This is a genomic window from Pseudomonas sp. GM48 (assembly GCF_000282335.1).
Classification (GTDB): Bacteria; Pseudomonadota; Gammaproteobacteria; order Pseudomonadales; family Pseudomonadaceae; genus Aquipseudomonas.
This window is the reverse complement of the sequence record NZ_AKJM01000125.1, coordinates 1-14,230: the sequence shown is the minus strand read 5'-3', so window position 1 is coordinate 14,230 and position 14,230 is coordinate 1. Positions and strand designations below refer to the sequence as shown.

Annotated in this window: 11 protein-coding genes; 7 read left to right on the top strand and 4 right to left on the bottom strand. The window is 59.6% G+C overall.

The window, feature by feature from the left end:
* Positions 1-123 precede the first annotated feature (123 nt).
* The 7 genes from PMI28_RS05700 to PMI28_RS05730 all read left to right on the top strand — a co-directional run bounded on the left by PMI28_RS05700 (position 124) and on the right by PMI28_RS05730 (position 6,240).
* Positions 124-1,518, top strand: coding sequence for an ethanolamine ammonia-lyase subunit EutB (locus PMI28_RS05700; RefSeq protein ID WP_007990574.1), 1,395 nt, complete (start codon positions 124-126; stop codon positions 1,516-1,518).
* Positions 1,515-2,348: an ethanolamine ammonia-lyase subunit EutC gene (eutC, locus tag PMI28_RS05705; RefSeq protein WP_443200736.1), complete on the top strand. Its 834-nt coding sequence runs from the start codon at positions 1,515-1,517 to the stop codon at positions 2,346-2,348. Before PMI28_RS05700 ends, eutC begins: the two co-directional genes overlap by 4 nt.
* 114 nt (positions 2,349-2,462) lie before the next feature.
* A complete protein-coding gene (locus PMI28_RS05710; protein ID WP_007990572.1) occupies positions 2,463-2,924 on the top strand; it encodes a GNAT family N-acetyltransferase in 462 nt (153 codons plus the stop codon).
* A 224-nt stretch (positions 2,925-3,148) separates the two neighbouring features.
* Positions 3,149-3,805, top strand: a complete 657-nt coding sequence (locus PMI28_RS05715; protein WP_007990569.1) for a DedA family protein — start codon at positions 3,149-3,151, stop codon at positions 3,803-3,805.
* Positions 3,806-3,809: 4 nt separating this feature from the next.
* Complete coding sequence (locus PMI28_RS05720; protein ID WP_007990566.1) at positions 3,810-4,622, top strand: zinc-dependent peptidase; 813 nt, start codon at positions 3,810-3,812, stop codon at positions 4,620-4,622.
* A gap of 113 nt (positions 4,623-4,735) precedes the next feature.
* A complete protein-coding gene (gene ppa / locus PMI28_RS05725) occupies positions 4,736-5,263 on the top strand; it encodes an inorganic diphosphatase (protein ID WP_007990564.1) in 528 nt (175 codons plus the stop codon).
* A 230-nt stretch (positions 5,264-5,493) separates the two neighbouring features.
* Positions 5,494-6,240 (top strand): LexA family transcriptional regulator, encoded by a 747-nt coding sequence (locus PMI28_RS05730; protein WP_007990562.1) that lies wholly within the window; start codon positions 5,494-5,496, stop codon positions 6,238-6,240.
* A 282-nt stretch (positions 6,241-6,522) separates the two neighbouring features.
* Here the strand turns inward: PMI28_RS05730 and PMI28_RS05735 are convergent, their stop codons facing one another.
* From PMI28_RS05735 to PMI28_RS05750, 4 genes are all read right to left on the bottom strand, one after another.
* Entirely contained in the window at positions 6,523-7,536 is a 1,014-nt protein-coding gene (locus PMI28_RS05735; RefSeq protein ID WP_007990560.1) for a PDDEXK nuclease domain-containing protein, read from the bottom strand.
* Positions 7,537-7,788: 252 nt separating this feature from the next.
* Positions 7,789-8,601: a YfaP family protein gene (locus PMI28_RS05740; RefSeq protein WP_007990558.1), complete on the bottom strand. Its 813-nt coding sequence runs from the start codon at positions 8,599-8,601 to the stop codon at positions 7,789-7,791.
* 3 nt (positions 8,602-8,604) lie between these two features.
* Positions 8,605-10,224 carry a DUF2300 domain-containing protein gene (locus PMI28_RS05745; RefSeq protein WP_033063555.1) on the bottom strand — a complete coding sequence of 540 codons (1,620 nt, stop codon included), beginning with the start codon at positions 10,222-10,224 and terminating at the stop codon, positions 8,605-8,607.
* A gap of 1 nt (position 10,225) precedes the next feature.
* Positions 10,226-14,230 (bottom strand): alpha-2-macroglobulin family protein (locus PMI28_RS05750; RefSeq protein WP_007990554.1); only part of this gene is annotated, 4,005 nt, incomplete at its 5' end.

Genomic DNA, 14,230 nt, shown 5'->3' with positions numbered 1-14,230 from the left:
GCGGGCTTGCTCGCGAAGGCGTCGTATCAGTCGACATTTATTTTGAATGAAGCACCGTATTCGCGAGCAAGCCCGCTCCCACAGGAAAAGCAGATTGCAGTATTTTTTGGAGGACACCGCCCCATGGCCGCATTCGCCCATACCGTCGGCGCCCGGACCTACCGCTTCGACAGCCTCAAGGAAGTGATGGCCAAGGCCAGCCCGGCGCGCTCCGGGGATTTTCTGGCCGGCGTTGCGGCCCTTAATGATGGCGAGCGCGTGGCCGCTCAAATGACCCTGGCCGACATCCCGCTCACCCACTTCCTGCAGGAAGTGTTGATTCCCTATGAATCCGATGAAGTCACCCGACTGATCATCGACACCCATGACAAACAGGCCTTCGCCGTGGTCAGCCACCTCACCGTTGGCGGCTTTCGCGACTGGCTGCTCAGTGACGCGGCCGACGAACACAGCCTGCGCGCGCTGGCTCCCGGCCTGACTCCGGAAATGGTCGCCGCCGTGTCGAAGATCATGCGCGTGCAGGATCTGGTACTGGTGGCGCAGAAAATCCGCGTGATCACGAAGTTTCGCGGCACCCTGGGGCTGCGCGGTCGCCTGTCCACGCGCCTGCAACCCAACCACCCCACCGACGAGCCGGCCGGCATTGCCGCGAGCATTCTCGACGGCCTGCTGCACGGCAACGGCGATGCCATGATCGGCATCAACCCGGCCACCGACAGCATCGCCTCGATCTGCGCCATGCTGGAAATGCTCGATGCGATCATCCAACGCTATGAGATTCCAACCCAGGCGTGCGTACTGACCCACGTCACCACCTCGATTGAAGCAGTCAATCGCGGCGTGCCGCTGGATTTGGTGTTCCAGTCGATTGCCGGCACCGAGGCGGCCAACGCCAGTTTCGGCATCAACCTCAACCTATTGCAGGAAGGTTACGACGCAGGATTGAGCCTTAATCGCGGCACACTCGGGCAAAATCTGATGTATTTCGAAACCGGCCAGGGCAGCGCGCTGTCGGCCAACGCCCATCACGGCGTCGATCAACAAACCTGCGAAACCCGCGCCTACGCCGTGGCGCGACATTTCAAACCGTTTCTGGTCAACACCGTCGTCGGCTTCATCGGCCCGGAATACCTGTACAACGGCAAACAGATCATCCGCGCCGGCCTCGAAGACCACTTCTGCGGCAAGCTTTTGGGCGTGCCCATGGGCTGCGACATCTGCTACACCAACCACGCCGAAGCCGACCAGGACGACATGGACACCCTGCTGACCTTGCTGGGTGTGGCGGGGATCAACTTCATCATGGGTATCCCGGGCTCCGACGACATCATGCTCAACTACCAGACCACTTCGTTCCACGACGCGCTCTATGCCCGCCAGACCCTGGGCCTGAAGCCTGCACCGGAGTTCGAACAATGGCTGGCGAAAATGGGCATATTCACTCAAGCGGACGGCCGGATTCTCTTCGGCGACAGCCTGCCGCCGGCCTTTCGGCAGGCCTTGGCGCAATTGGGATGAGCAATGACATGGATAAACTACCCTTCGATCCCCACAACCCATGGCTGGAACTGCGGCGTCTGACCCCAGCGCGGATTGCCCTGGGCCGAACCGGCACCAGTATTCCCACCCGCGCACAACTGGACTTCCAGTACGCCCACGCTCAGGCGCGGGATGCAGTGCATCTGCCGTTCGATCATGCAGCACTCAACTCGCAATTGGCCGAACGCGGACGCGAAAGCCTGTTGCTGCACAGCGCGGCGACGGATCGCAACATGTACCTGCAACGCCCCGACCTGGGGCGAAAACTCAGTGATGCATCGGCGCAGACCCTGCGTGATTACGCGGCGACCCATCCGGGTGGCGTGGATCTGGTGATTGTGGTCGCCGACGGCCTGTCGGCTCTGGCCGTCCATCGCCACACCCTGCCGTTTCTGGCGCGCTTCGAAGAGCAAATGGCAGACGACTGGACCATCGCGCCCGTCATACTCGTGGAACAGGGCCGGGTGGCGGTCGCCGATGAGATCGGTGAGTTGCTAGGCGCAAAAATGACCGTGATCCTCATCGGCGAACGCCCTGGCCTGAGCTCCCCGGACAGCCTGGGTTTATATTTCACCTACAATCCAAAGGTCGGCCTGACGGATGCGTGGCGCAATTGCATCTCCAATGTCCGGCTCGAAGGGCTGAGCTACGGCATGGCGGCACACCGTTTGCTGTATTTAATGCGCGAAGCCTGCCGGCGGCAGTTGTCAGGGGTCAATCTGAAGGACGAAGCACAGGTTCAGACACTGGAGTCGGACGCGGGAACCGACATGAAAGGTAATTTCCTGCTCGGCCCGCCGAATGCCTGAACCGCTTGCGCATTGCACATTCGTACCAGTTTCAGGCAGGATCGTGGCGCGGCCGCCAAGGGTTTCCCATCGCCGTCAGAGACGTAAGACAGCCACTTGAAGACGAGACCTACCATGCGGATTATTCAAGCGACCCTCGAACACCTGGACCTGCTGACCCCGTTGTTCGTCAAATATCGCGAGTTTTATGGTTCCCTGCCGTATCCGGACTCGTCCCGGGCGTTCCTCGAGAAACGTCTGCGTCGCAAGGAATCGGTGATCTACCTGGCGCTATCCGATGACGACAGCAACAAACTGATGGGCTTCTGCCAGTTGTACCCAAGCTTTTCATCGCTTTCACTCAAACGCGTGTGGATCCTCAACGACATCTATGTCGCCGAAGACGCCCGCCGTCAGTTGGTGGCCGATAACCTGATCCGCACCGCAAAAAAAATGGCCAAGGAAACCAATGCCGTGCGCATGCGTGTTTCCACCAGCAGCAACAATGAAGTCGCGCAGAAAACCTACGAGTCCATCGGATTCAAGGAAGACACCGAATTCAAGAACTACGTGCTGCCGATCAGCGACGAACTCTGAAGCATATGAGCCTGTGGGAGCGAGCAGGCTCACTCCCACAGGCTCGGTATCAAGCCACCGGTCAGCCACGACATCCCTCGCTACAATCTCGACGCGATTTTCACCTCTCACCTCGTATAATCCCGATCTTCCCGGCTTGTAAGAAAAACTACCCTTATCTGTAGTCTTACTCGAAGTCATCCGCACAGGCCTGCTGAGTCGGGCCATTACCACAGGTGCTTTCCATGGATTTCAACCCAATTGACATTGTCCTGCATCTCGACGTCTACCTCGACATGCTTGTAACCAACTACGGGGCATGGATCTACGCCATTCTGTTTATGGTGATCTTCTGTGAAACCGGCCTGGTGGTTACGCCCTTCCTGCCGGGCGACTCGCTGCTGTTCATCGCCGGTGCCGTGGCGGCCGGTGGCGGCATGGACCCGGTACTGCTCGGTGGTCTGCTGATGCTGGCGGCGATTCTGGGTGATAGCACCAACTACATCATTGGACGAACGGCGGGTGAAAAACTGTTCAGCAATCCGAACTCGAAGATCTTCCGTCGTGACTACCTGCAACAAACCCACGATTTCTACGACAAACATGGCGGCAAAACCGTGACCCTGGCGCGCTTCCTGCCAATCATCCGCACCTTTGCACCATTCGTCGCCGGTGTGGGGAAAATGCCGTATCCGCGTTTCTTTGCCTTCAGTGTCTTCGGCACTGTCCTGTGGGTCGGCGGTCTGGTGACGCTCGGCTTTTTCTTCGGCAACGTGCCGTTCATCAAGAAGAACCTGTCACTACTGGTAGTCGGCATCATCCTGTTGTCGCTGCTGCCGATGATCATAAGCATCGTACGTAACCGCCTGGCGGGTTCGAGCTCCAAAGCCGAATCGCGCTGACACGATGTGGTCCCTGAGCGCCTGGCGTCGCCGGCGCATCCTGGCCAGGCACCCGATTGCCGATGACATGTGGCAACGGGTGCGCCATCACCTGAGTTTTCTCGATGGCATCAGCGCCGCCGAAGACCAATGGTTGCGTGAAGCCTGCGTACTGTTCCTCGAAGACAAGCACCTGACTGCCCTGCCCGGTGTCGAACTGCATCAGGAGCAACGCCTGTTGCTCGCCGCCCAGGCGCAACTACCGCTGCTGCACCTCGGTGACCTGAACTGGTATCAGGGCTTCCACGAAATCATTCTCTACCCCGACGACTTCCTCAGCCCCCAACGCCATCGCGATGCCAGCGGCGTCGAGCACGAATGGGACGGTGAACACAGCGGTGAGGCCTGGCAGCGAGGCCCGATCATTCTCGCCTGGCCCGGCGTAATGGCCAGCGGTGGCTGGGAGGGCTACAACCTGGTGATCCACGAACTGGCACATAAACTCGACATGCTCAACGGTGACGCCAACGGCCTGCCGCCGCTGCACCCGGACATGCGGGTCAGCGAATGGGCCAGCGTCATGCAAGCGGCCTACAAAGACCTCAACCGGCAACTGGACCGCAATCCCGATGCCGAAACCGCCATCGACCCGTACGCCGCGGAAAACCCCGGCGAATTCTTCGCCGTCACCAGCGAATACTTCTTCAGCGCCCCGGATTTGCTGCACGAGGCTTATCCACAGGTGTACCGGCAGTTGAAGCTGTTCTATCGCCAGGACCCGCTGACGAGGTTGAAGCAACTTCAGGCGCATGACCCTGTCTATCAGGCACACCAGTGAGCGCCATACGACTTCTGGTACATGGCGTCGACCCAGGAATATGCCTATAATCGCCGCCACTTTTTGGTCAATCCGGCCAAGTGTTTTTGGTCAACTAACGGGGGCAACGCCCAATGAGCTACAGCAAGATTCCGGCTGGCAAAGACCTGCCGAACGACATCTACGTCGCGATCGAGATTCCGGCCAACCACGCGCCGATCAAATACGAAATCGACAAAGACAGCGATTGCCTGTTCGTTGACCGTTTCATGGCCACCCCAATGTTCTACCCGGCCAACTACGGTTACATCCCGAACACTCTGGCTGACGACGGTGATCCCCTCGACGTGCTGGTTGTAACCCCTTACCCGGTTGCTCCAGGTTCGGTGATCCGCGCGCGTCCAGTCGGCATCCTGAACATGACCGACGACGGCGGCGGCGATGCCAAAGTCATCGCAGTCCCACACGACAAGCTGTCCCAGCTGTACGTCGACGTGAAGGAATACACCGATTTGCCAGCGCTGCTGATCCAGCAGATCGAGCACTTCTTCGCGAACTACAAAGATCTCGAAAAAGGCAAATGGGTGAAGATCGAAGGCTGGGCCGGCGCAGACGCCGCCCGCGAAGCGATCACCAAGTCGGTTGCTGCCTATAAAGGCTAAGAGCAGCTGCAAGCTTTTAGCTGCAAGCGGCAAGAAAAACCCCGGGCGATCCGGGGTTTTTTGTGGGCGTTTGGAAAGCACCACTTAAACACTGTGTTTAAAGAACCTCTGGCTTGGTTTTTTCTTGTTTAATTTTCGCCGCTTACGTCTTACATCAAGTCTTAAATTTCCCTCGAATTTGAACAGCTCGTTTATTCAAAGCCTTATTCCGCCTCCGTAGACTCGTGTTTATGAAAAAGAACACTAGCGGCCCACGCTTTCGAGCGCTCCTTCGACTTGCCAACATCACGACATCAGGTTTTGCCGAATTTTTGAACACGGCGCCGCAGAATGTCCATAACTGGTACACCCGCGGTGTGCCCGCCCACTGCATGGAAGAAGTCGCCATGCGACTCTCCGTGAACAGTGAATGGCTGAAAACCGGTGAAGGTCAGAAAGACGCCAGACACCTGCGCCTGCTCGACGAGACTGGCAACACTTTCGACGCCCAGGCCATCCGCGGTGTCTACACGGTCATCGAGCCCACCGACGTCGAATTGCCCCTTTATAAAGAAACCGCCACGGCCCCAGGCTCCAACAAAACCCACGTCGTCGAAGATCCCGGCCAATCCATCCGACTGCCCCGCAGCCACCTCGACTCCCTGGAAATCAACCACGTCGACGCCATCTGCGCCCACATGATCGGCAACAGCATGGCCGAGAAAATTGAAGACGGCTCAATGCTCGCCATTGATCGCGGACTAACGCAAATTGTCGATGGCGAGATCTATGCAATCGAGCACGACGGCATGCTACGAATCAAATACCTGCATCGTGTCCCCGGTAACGCGTTGCGCATGCGCAGCCACAACAGCGCCGAGCACCCGGATGAAATCTTCAGGGCTGCACAAATCGAGGAACAGAACATCCGAGTATTGGGTTGGGTGTTCTGGTGGTCGACGCTGAACAAGCGCAGGCCGGAAGTACCATTTCTGTAATGATCCAGATCACCGTAATACCTTTAACCCGTACACCAAGCTGGGAATTTCTCAAAAAAATCAGTATGCTGCGCCCCACATTTGCGCATCGACCCGCCCCGCGGCTCAGATCGCACCGACAAGGCAGATGATTTTCTCGCCGAGTCCCACAGCCGGACGCAAGATCCGGGTGTACGTTTTGAAGGCTGGCGCGGTTTACCAAAAATGATCCAAGCCAGTCCCCGAGAAGCCGGCCACAAGCCGGCTTTTTAATGCCTGAAAGAACGTGATCAACGACAACAATCACTCAATTTCTTCAGTGTTCAGTGCATAAAATTCCTGCAACTTGGCTTGCAACAGTTTCTTGTCTGGTAATTGGGTGTGGTACTCCGCGATCAAGGCTGGAGACAGCGAGCGGTTCAGGGCGTACTCGACGATTTCGTCCTCTTTGCACGCGCATAACAATACGCCGAGTGCCGGATTTTCGTGTGGCTTGCGGACATTGCGGTCCAACGCTTCAAGATAAAAATCCATCTTCCCCAAATATTCCGGCTCAAAGCGCCCGACCTTGAGTTCAATCGCCACCAGGCAGTTCAGCCCACGGTGGAAAAACAACAGATCCAGCGCAAAGTCACGCCCGCCTACCTGCAAGGGATACTGCGAACCAACAAAGCAGAAGTCCCTGCCCAGCTCGATCAGAAAGTCCCTGAGCTTGTGCAGCAGACCTCCATGCAAATCCGTCTCTGCATGACCACGCTCCAACGCCAGAAACTCGACCACGTAGGCGTCCTTGAACACGTCCAGGGCCTGGGGATGAATTTGTCGCAGCGGTGCTGATACTTTTGCCGGGCTGACCACCGAGCGTTCAAACAGTGCAGCCTTGAACTGACGCTCAAGCTCCCGGCTTGACCATTTTTCCTGGATCGCCATGCGCAGGTAAAACTCACGTTCCTCCGGGCGTTTGCTCTGGTTGAGGACGATCATGTTGTGTGTCCAAGGCAATTGTCTCAGCAGTGCTGAGACTTTTACGTCATGCCTGTACGCTTCGAAAAATTGACGCATACGAAACAAATTAGGCCGGGTAAAGCCCCGCAGTCCGGGCTGAGTACGAGCGAGGTGAGTGGCCAATTGAGCCACCACCCCATCACCCCACTCCGCCGCTTCAATTTTGCGACTGATGTAGGCTCCAACCTGCCAGTGCAGCTCAATCAGCTCTGTGTTGACCGCCTGCATGGCGCGATGCCGCGCGGTCACAATCAATTGGGTAATTTCGCTGAAAGCTGAGTCGAGGGAAGTATTGCTACTGAGATCATTCACGGCGGGGCATTTCCATGTCAGTGGGCGATTCCTTTCAAGTACTCCAGATATCGACGCAGGAACACTCACAATGTATGTCTGCATGAAACAACGCTGACGAGCTTTCATCCCGCTCATAGAACACTTGCCAAGCCAAAACGGCCGATGCCAAATCCACCCCGTCCAAACACCGCTATCCTTACCCCGGAAGAAGCCCTGCCGGGCGGACTTCGCTTTCAAGCTCAACGGGACCCTACGGTATGGCGCCAAGGATCACGGATAGCTGAACGACTTCACCAACGTCAACTCCCCCACCGCCCGCATCGGCACCAGGAACGTTTCCATCTTCTCGCTCGGAGTTCCCTCCTCGGTAATCACCGTCACCTGCGCCGTGGTCAGCGCCTGCACCGCGTCTTCCTGCCCCTCTTCATCACTGCTGTACCCGCCGCCGAAGTAGTTCACATACACCAGATATTGGCCCTTGATCGGCGCGGGCATGGCGAAGATTTCCGGGCCGTAGCCGGTGGTGACGTCGACGTCGAGCGCCGCGCCGTTGGGGGCGACGCGGTCGCCGTACCAGATGTGTGCGCCGTCGGGGGTGATCAGGTGCAGGTCGAGGTCGGTGTTGTCGCTGTCCCACGACAGTAATACGCGCAATTTGGCCGGGGTTGCGCCGCCGCTGCTGTTGAGGAATTGCGTGCGGTGACGTTGTTGGCCATCGGGGCTGCGAACCTCGACGCTGTTGCTGCCGTTGGGGAATGAGAACGGGCGATCGAAGCGGCCGGCCGGGTCGATTTTCAGCGGCATGCTCACCCCATTGACGATTAGTCGGCCGGGCTCTGCGGATTTGGCTGTGGCTTTGATCTGACCACTGATGCGTGCCGTGTTGGCCTGCCCTGTCGGGGTGTTCACCGAGGAGGCCGGGTAGTTGACGGTCTGCCGGAAGTTTTCCCCTTCGCCTTCAGCCGCGCCGGTGCGCCAGCCACCTGCAGGGGTGTCGAGTTTGACGCTGTCCGCAGCCATCGCCCACGGCAATGCCGTCAGCGAAAGGAGAAACAGCAAGACCTGTGGATAACGGAGTTTCATGGTCTATTCCAGCAAGAGGTGGCGGGCGAGCCCTTCGATGTAGGTTTCATCCTGGCCATTGGGGTGTGCTTCGAAGGCCAGGTGCAGGTATTCGTGGGTCAGGTCGAGACGGTCTTGCAGCGTCTGCGCGCCGCGCACGTAGATGCGCTGGCGTTCGCGGTCGACATAGGGGCGACCGAAGGCCAGGCGGCATACGGCGAAGGTGCTGACTTCGTTATAGCCGACCTCGCCTTCCAACTGCGCACGCCAGCCGCGTCGTTGTTTCTGCAGCCATGCTTGCGCGACGGGCAACGCTTCGCAGGAAGCGACCGGGTTGTCCCAGCGACTGAGACTGGCGCGTGGGTAAGCGTGCAGGAGGATGGCGTCGTAGCGCTGGCCGGCACGGGCCTGTTCGACGGCTTGCTGCCAGGACAGTTTGTCCGGGCCGGGTTGATCGGAATGGTAGGTGACGGAGCTGCCAGCCAGAATCAGGTCGCTGGTCCACGCGGCTATGTCGCGAGACTCGGGCGATGCCGGACGCGGTGCGACCCGCTGACGGCTGCTGCTGTCGTCGATGCTCAGGCAGTCACCACTGCGCGTGGCGTTTTGCAGCAGGTACGTGCGGATCGCCACGGCCAGGGCTTTGGCAGCCTCGACCGGTTCGGCACTGGCTTCGCGCTGGAGCACACGGGCGACGTACTCTTCGCGATCGAGACGAGCCACAAGCTTGTCGTTCAGCAGAAATACTTCGCCGTCGCTGTGAATATCCAGCGCATTACCATTGGCGAATTCGACGCGGTAGTCACCCTGTAACGCCCCGGAGGACACCACACTACCCTCTGACAGCACGCGCCGAAGTGGATAGCGGGAAAACAGGTCGACCTCTACACATTTCCCTGCATCCATAGGCCATGCAACAGGAATCACCGTAGACAATGCCTGCGCGTAATCACGCAGTACCCGCTGACTGGTGCCCCGTCCTCCGGCCCAGATCGGTGTACCGTCCGCCGTCCAGCCGGCAAATCCGCCCCGGCGCGACGCGGTATCCTGATCCGCCAACCAGCTCCAGGTCTTCACGCGCAGACGGCTACCGAGTTCGCCGACAACGTTGCCATCGGCGGCATTCAGCACAACATCGAGTAGCACACGCCGGGCCTGATCCTGTGCCGGCAGCACGGCCAACACCTTCAAAAGTTCTGCCACCGAAACCCGTGTGGCCGGTTGCAGCGACGGCAACTCCTGCAACCATTGCGGCGCCTGCCGCGTCTGCCAATAGGCTCGCCAACCTGCATCGCTGATTCCCAGCCGCGCGGGTTCGAAATACAAACCGCATGATTTCACCAATGCCTGATCACGCTCGATCTTTCCACCCGCCGTGCAGCAATAAACCTCCTCCTTCGACTGGCCACGACATTCATAAGCCGGCTCACGTGCGCCGGTATCCACCAGCCAGGCGTAGACGAACAACTTCCACACACTGCCCAGCGGCGTCTGCAACGTCGGCGGTAACGGCTCGCGGGCGATCACCTGCGTTCGGCTCAGCGCCAACAAATCGCCGCTGAAGGCCAGGCGCAGCGGTTCGTCCTGCGCCGTTGCCAGCACAGGAAGCAAACACAGCAGCCAACCCAGCAGCAGCCTGTGCACGTCAGTGAACCGTGACCTGGCCAAGGGCTGCCTTTTGTTCCAGTGCCTGATGCTGCGGCGCATACACCTGAGTGAAACGCACCGGCGGCAAGTTGAATTGCCCCTTCTGCGAGAAACGCACCAAATGCCGCAGACGCAATTCGCCACTCAAGGCATCGACCGGAATGGCGTAAGCCATTTGCCCCGGTTCGAAACGCGCCTTCTCCAGCGCCGTCGGCTCGGTGCCGGCCTTGCCCATGAGCTTGATGCCCCAGGTCGTGCGCTCGACATCCGCGCCGGGTGGCAGCGGCACTTCAAGCAGGCCGTAGCGCAGCGGTCTGGCGGCTTTGCTGGTGACGATCACTTCGTCGAGATAGAGGTTGTCGCTGGACAGCGGTGCGTTGCCGACCACTTCGAGTTTGAAGGTGAAGGCCTCATCCCCCGGCACCAGTCGCGACAGGCGACGGGTGATGGTCACGGCCATCGGATCGACCACCGGCTGCTGGCTCCGGTAGCTCAATGCGGCGCGCAGCGGACGCTCTTGCGCGCCGGTCAGCGACAACACGCTTGGCAGTTGCGCACCTTGCCACGTCCAATAAATCTCACCCGTCGCGCCCTGCTCCTGCTTCCAGCCCTCACCCGGTTTCAAGGCCACTGCCGGCGCGGCCTGCTCGATGCTGCGTTGCAGCCAAGTGAGTGCGAGCGCCCGTTCCAGTGTCGATTGCTGTGGCAGCAAACGTTGCAACAAGGCTTGGGCGTGAACCTGATCGAAGGGTTGCAGCGACAGGTTCAGCGCTTCGGCAAACGGCTGGGAACTGACCGCCAGACGTTGCTGCGCGTCGGCCAGTTGCCGATTGAACGCGTCCGGCAAAACAACCTTCGATTGCCTGGCCAGCGATGCCGTCAGCATTCGTGCGGCTGCCAGCCCCAACGCTGAATCCGGATCGCTCATGACGAGGCTGTCTTCGCCGTCCTCCATCAGGTTCGCGGCCGCGCCCTCACCTGCTTTCGCCAGGTCTTCCAGCAAGCCACTGAGCAAGGTGTTGACCGGCAACTGCATCTGTTTGGCGAACGACAGGATCAGCGCCCGCTGCAACAGTGGCGTGTTGTTCGCCTGTTTGGCGTAGACCTCCAGCACCCGCTGCCAATGCTCCGGCGGCAAGCTCAGTTCCAACACACGGCTGGCGTGCCAGTCGGCGTAATAGGCGTAAGCGGTGAGGAACGCATCCGGCTCGCCGTCCATGCCCCACCAGGTGAAACACGCCGAAGGGCCGGCCATTTGCACCAGGCGCAGGCGACTGTTTTGCATGATCAGGCGCAAGCGATCGCGGATCTGCGGATTCGCCGCCAGCGTCGGGTAGGCGATGCTCAACGGCAACAGGCGACTGGCGGTCTGTTCGACGCCGCCGTAGGGGTAGCTCAACAGATCGTCGAGTGCAGAACGGAACAACGCTTGCGGACTGTCGTCCAGACGCAGGCGGATATCGCTGGCGTCTGCCGGCAACGTCAGCGGCGTATCGCCGCCGCTCACATCGAGGCTCCGGGTCTGGGTGACTTGCCAGCCTTCACCGGTCGCGGTCAGGCGCACTGCCAGGGCATCAGCGGTTTTGCCGTCCTGCACCAGCTCCGCACTCCACTCGCCATTGGCCAGTTCAAAGGTCGGCAACGGGATGAAGTTGATGCCGCTGTTCAGGGTCACAGGCACGCGCTGTTCATTGCCGGCGTAACGGGTCACCAGTTCGGCCTTGACCGGGTTCTCGGCCTGACTGAAGGCGAACACACCGAGGTCCGGTTTGTCACCGGCACGGAATCGGGTCGGGCCGCTCCACTTCAGGTACAGCGGTTTTTCCGAGCGTACGAATTGCTTCTTCTGCCCGACCTGACCGTCATCGGCGATGGCCCTGGAGGTGATGCGCCAGCGGGTCAGGGAGTCAGGCATTTTGAAGGTGAAGCGGGTTTTGCCATTGGCATCGGTCAGCAATTCAGGTTGCCAGGCAGCCGTGTCGACATCCTCGCGACGCGGCCGCTCCAGCACTTTCACGCCGCGCTCACTGCGATTGGCTTTGCCCGGTGCACCGGGGCTGCCCGGCAAGGCGACGTCATAACTGATGAACGACAGACTGGCGCTGGTGCGCACATTGTTGCGTCGTGGGTGATAGAAGAACTGGTCGATGCTCGGTGCGACCTCAGGTTGCAGGGCGTAGACCATTTCATCGACCACGCTGACCGTCAGGTGCGCGGGAATCGGCTTACCGGCAAATTGAGTACTCAGGTCCACCGAGACGGTTTCACCTGGCTGATAGGTTTCTTTATCGGTGGCAATGAGCACGTCGATCTGTGGCGTGATCACCTTGATGCCGGCGTTCTGGAAACTGTACTGGCCGCCCTTGGTGTATAGCACCGAGAAGGTCAGGTTCGGCGCGAAACCGTCCTTCACCGGAATGCGCGCACGGTATTGGGTATCGCTGAGTTTTTCCATCTTCAGCCAGTCGCCGCCCCTGGAAAGTAACGCGGTGGCTTCGACCTTGTCGCGCTCCAGAGATAGCAGCGCGTCGTTCACGGGTTCCGGGAAAGTGATCAGTGCCAGCGCTTCATCGCCTGCGATATATTCGGGCTTGTCGAGGACGATTTCCACGGTGCCGGGTACGGCTTTGACACCTTCGCCGGTAACCGAATGGCCGGTGGCGCCGACCACCCGGCCATGATCATCCTTGAGCGCCAGGTTGTAGGTGCCCGGCCGGTCAAAGGTCAGCGTGAAGCTTTTGTCGGTTGCCGTGAGTTTGCCTTCGCCGGTGCTCTGGTCTTCCAGGCGTACCCAGCCGTAGCTGCCTGGCGTAACGGCGTCGGCCTGCTCGCCTTCGCGGGTGTAGCTGAACGCAACCTTGTCGCCCACCGCGCTGAAGCGCTGGGGCGCGCTCAAGCGGAAATTCGCCGCACCGCGATCGATGAGGATTTCCTTGGTGGTTTTCACGCGATACGCCGCACCGTCGCTGGCGAACACGGTGAGCATGTAGCGGCTCGGTTTTTCCGCTGCCGGCAAGTCGAGGGACGCGCTGCCCTTGGCGTCGGTGGTCAGTTCGGTGCTGGTCAGCTCCACCGGAAATTGCCCGAGATATTGCAGTTCGTTGTCGACCATCGACAGCTGTTGGGCGCGCAAGCTCAGGCTCAATTTCGCATTGGCCACCGGTTTGCCGTCCGGGTACAGCAGCACCAGGTTGCCCTTGACCGGCTCGCCTGTACGGTAATCCTGCCTGGCCAGATTGAGCGAAATCTCGAAGTGCGGCTTGATGTATTCGGCGACGCGAAAGGCGCTGCTGTAGGTCTGATCCTTGTAGGTGAAACGCAGTTCATAACCGCCGGCCACGGCGTTGTCCGGCAACTGGAATCGGCCCTGGGTGCCAGCCTTGGAATCGAGCTTCAGATCGAGGGATTGCAGCGCCGTACCGGTTGCATCCAGCACAGTCACGTTGACGTCAGCAGCGCTTGGCTGCACCGAGTCCCGGGCATTCTTGAATTCACGCCCGACGATTTTCAGTGACACCCAATCCCCCGGTCGATACAGCGGCCGGTCAGTGAAGGCATAGAGTTTGGTGTCGTAGATTTCGCTGTCGTAGTAGAAGTTTTCCGAGACGAACACTCCGCCCTCTTCGTCCTCGCCGATCACGAACGAACGCTCGGGGCTGACGTGTTTCAGGCGTAGCAAGCCGTCGCTATCCGTGGCGCCGCTGCTCATTACGCCGAGGCCATCGGTCCACAACACATTGACCTTCGGCACCGGGCTGCCTTCGTGTTTGCGCGCAGCCCACACCAGCAATTCGTCACCGGCAATCTTGCTCACCGCCACGGTGTTGGAGACGAACACCATGGTGGTCGCGCGGTACTTGCCGATCAGTGCTTCCACCAGATAAAGACCCGGTTTGAGATTGCCCAACGGGATGTACACGTTGCCCGGCGCAACGCTGACGAACTCGCTGGAAGACCCGGCCAGATTCACCCCTGTCGGTGGCTGGATCGGCTTGGCCTGCCA

What these genes read in the sequence shown, in the direction of transcription:
- PMI28_RS05710 (WP_007990572.1), top strand. Translation starts at nt 2,463, where the DNA reads ATGCGGATTATTCAAGCGACCCTCGAACACCTGGACCTGCTGACCCCG.
- PMI28_RS05715 (WP_007990569.1), top strand. Translation starts at nt 3,149, where the DNA reads ATGGATTTCAACCCAATTGACATTGTCCTGCATCTCGACGTCTACCTC.
- eutC (WP_443200736.1), top strand. Translation starts at nt 1,515, where the DNA reads ATGAGCAATGACATGGATAAACTACCCTTCGATCCCCACAACCCATGG.
- PMI28_RS05740 (WP_007990558.1), bottom strand. Translation starts at nt 8,601, where the DNA reads ATGAAACTCCGTTATCCACAGGTCTTGCTGTTTCTCCTTTCGCTGACG.
- ppa (WP_007990564.1), top strand. Translation starts at nt 4,736, where the DNA reads ATGAGCTACAGCAAGATTCCGGCTGGCAAAGACCTGCCGAACGACATC.
- PMI28_RS05730 (WP_007990562.1), top strand. Translation starts at nt 5,494, where the DNA reads ATGAAAAAGAACACTAGCGGCCCACGCTTTCGAGCGCTCCTTCGACTT.
- PMI28_RS05720 (WP_007990566.1), top strand. Translation starts at nt 3,810, where the DNA reads ATGTGGTCCCTGAGCGCCTGGCGTCGCCGGCGCATCCTGGCCAGGCAC.
- PMI28_RS05700 (WP_007990574.1), top strand. Translation starts at nt 124, where the DNA reads ATGGCCGCATTCGCCCATACCGTCGGCGCCCGGACCTACCGCTTCGAC.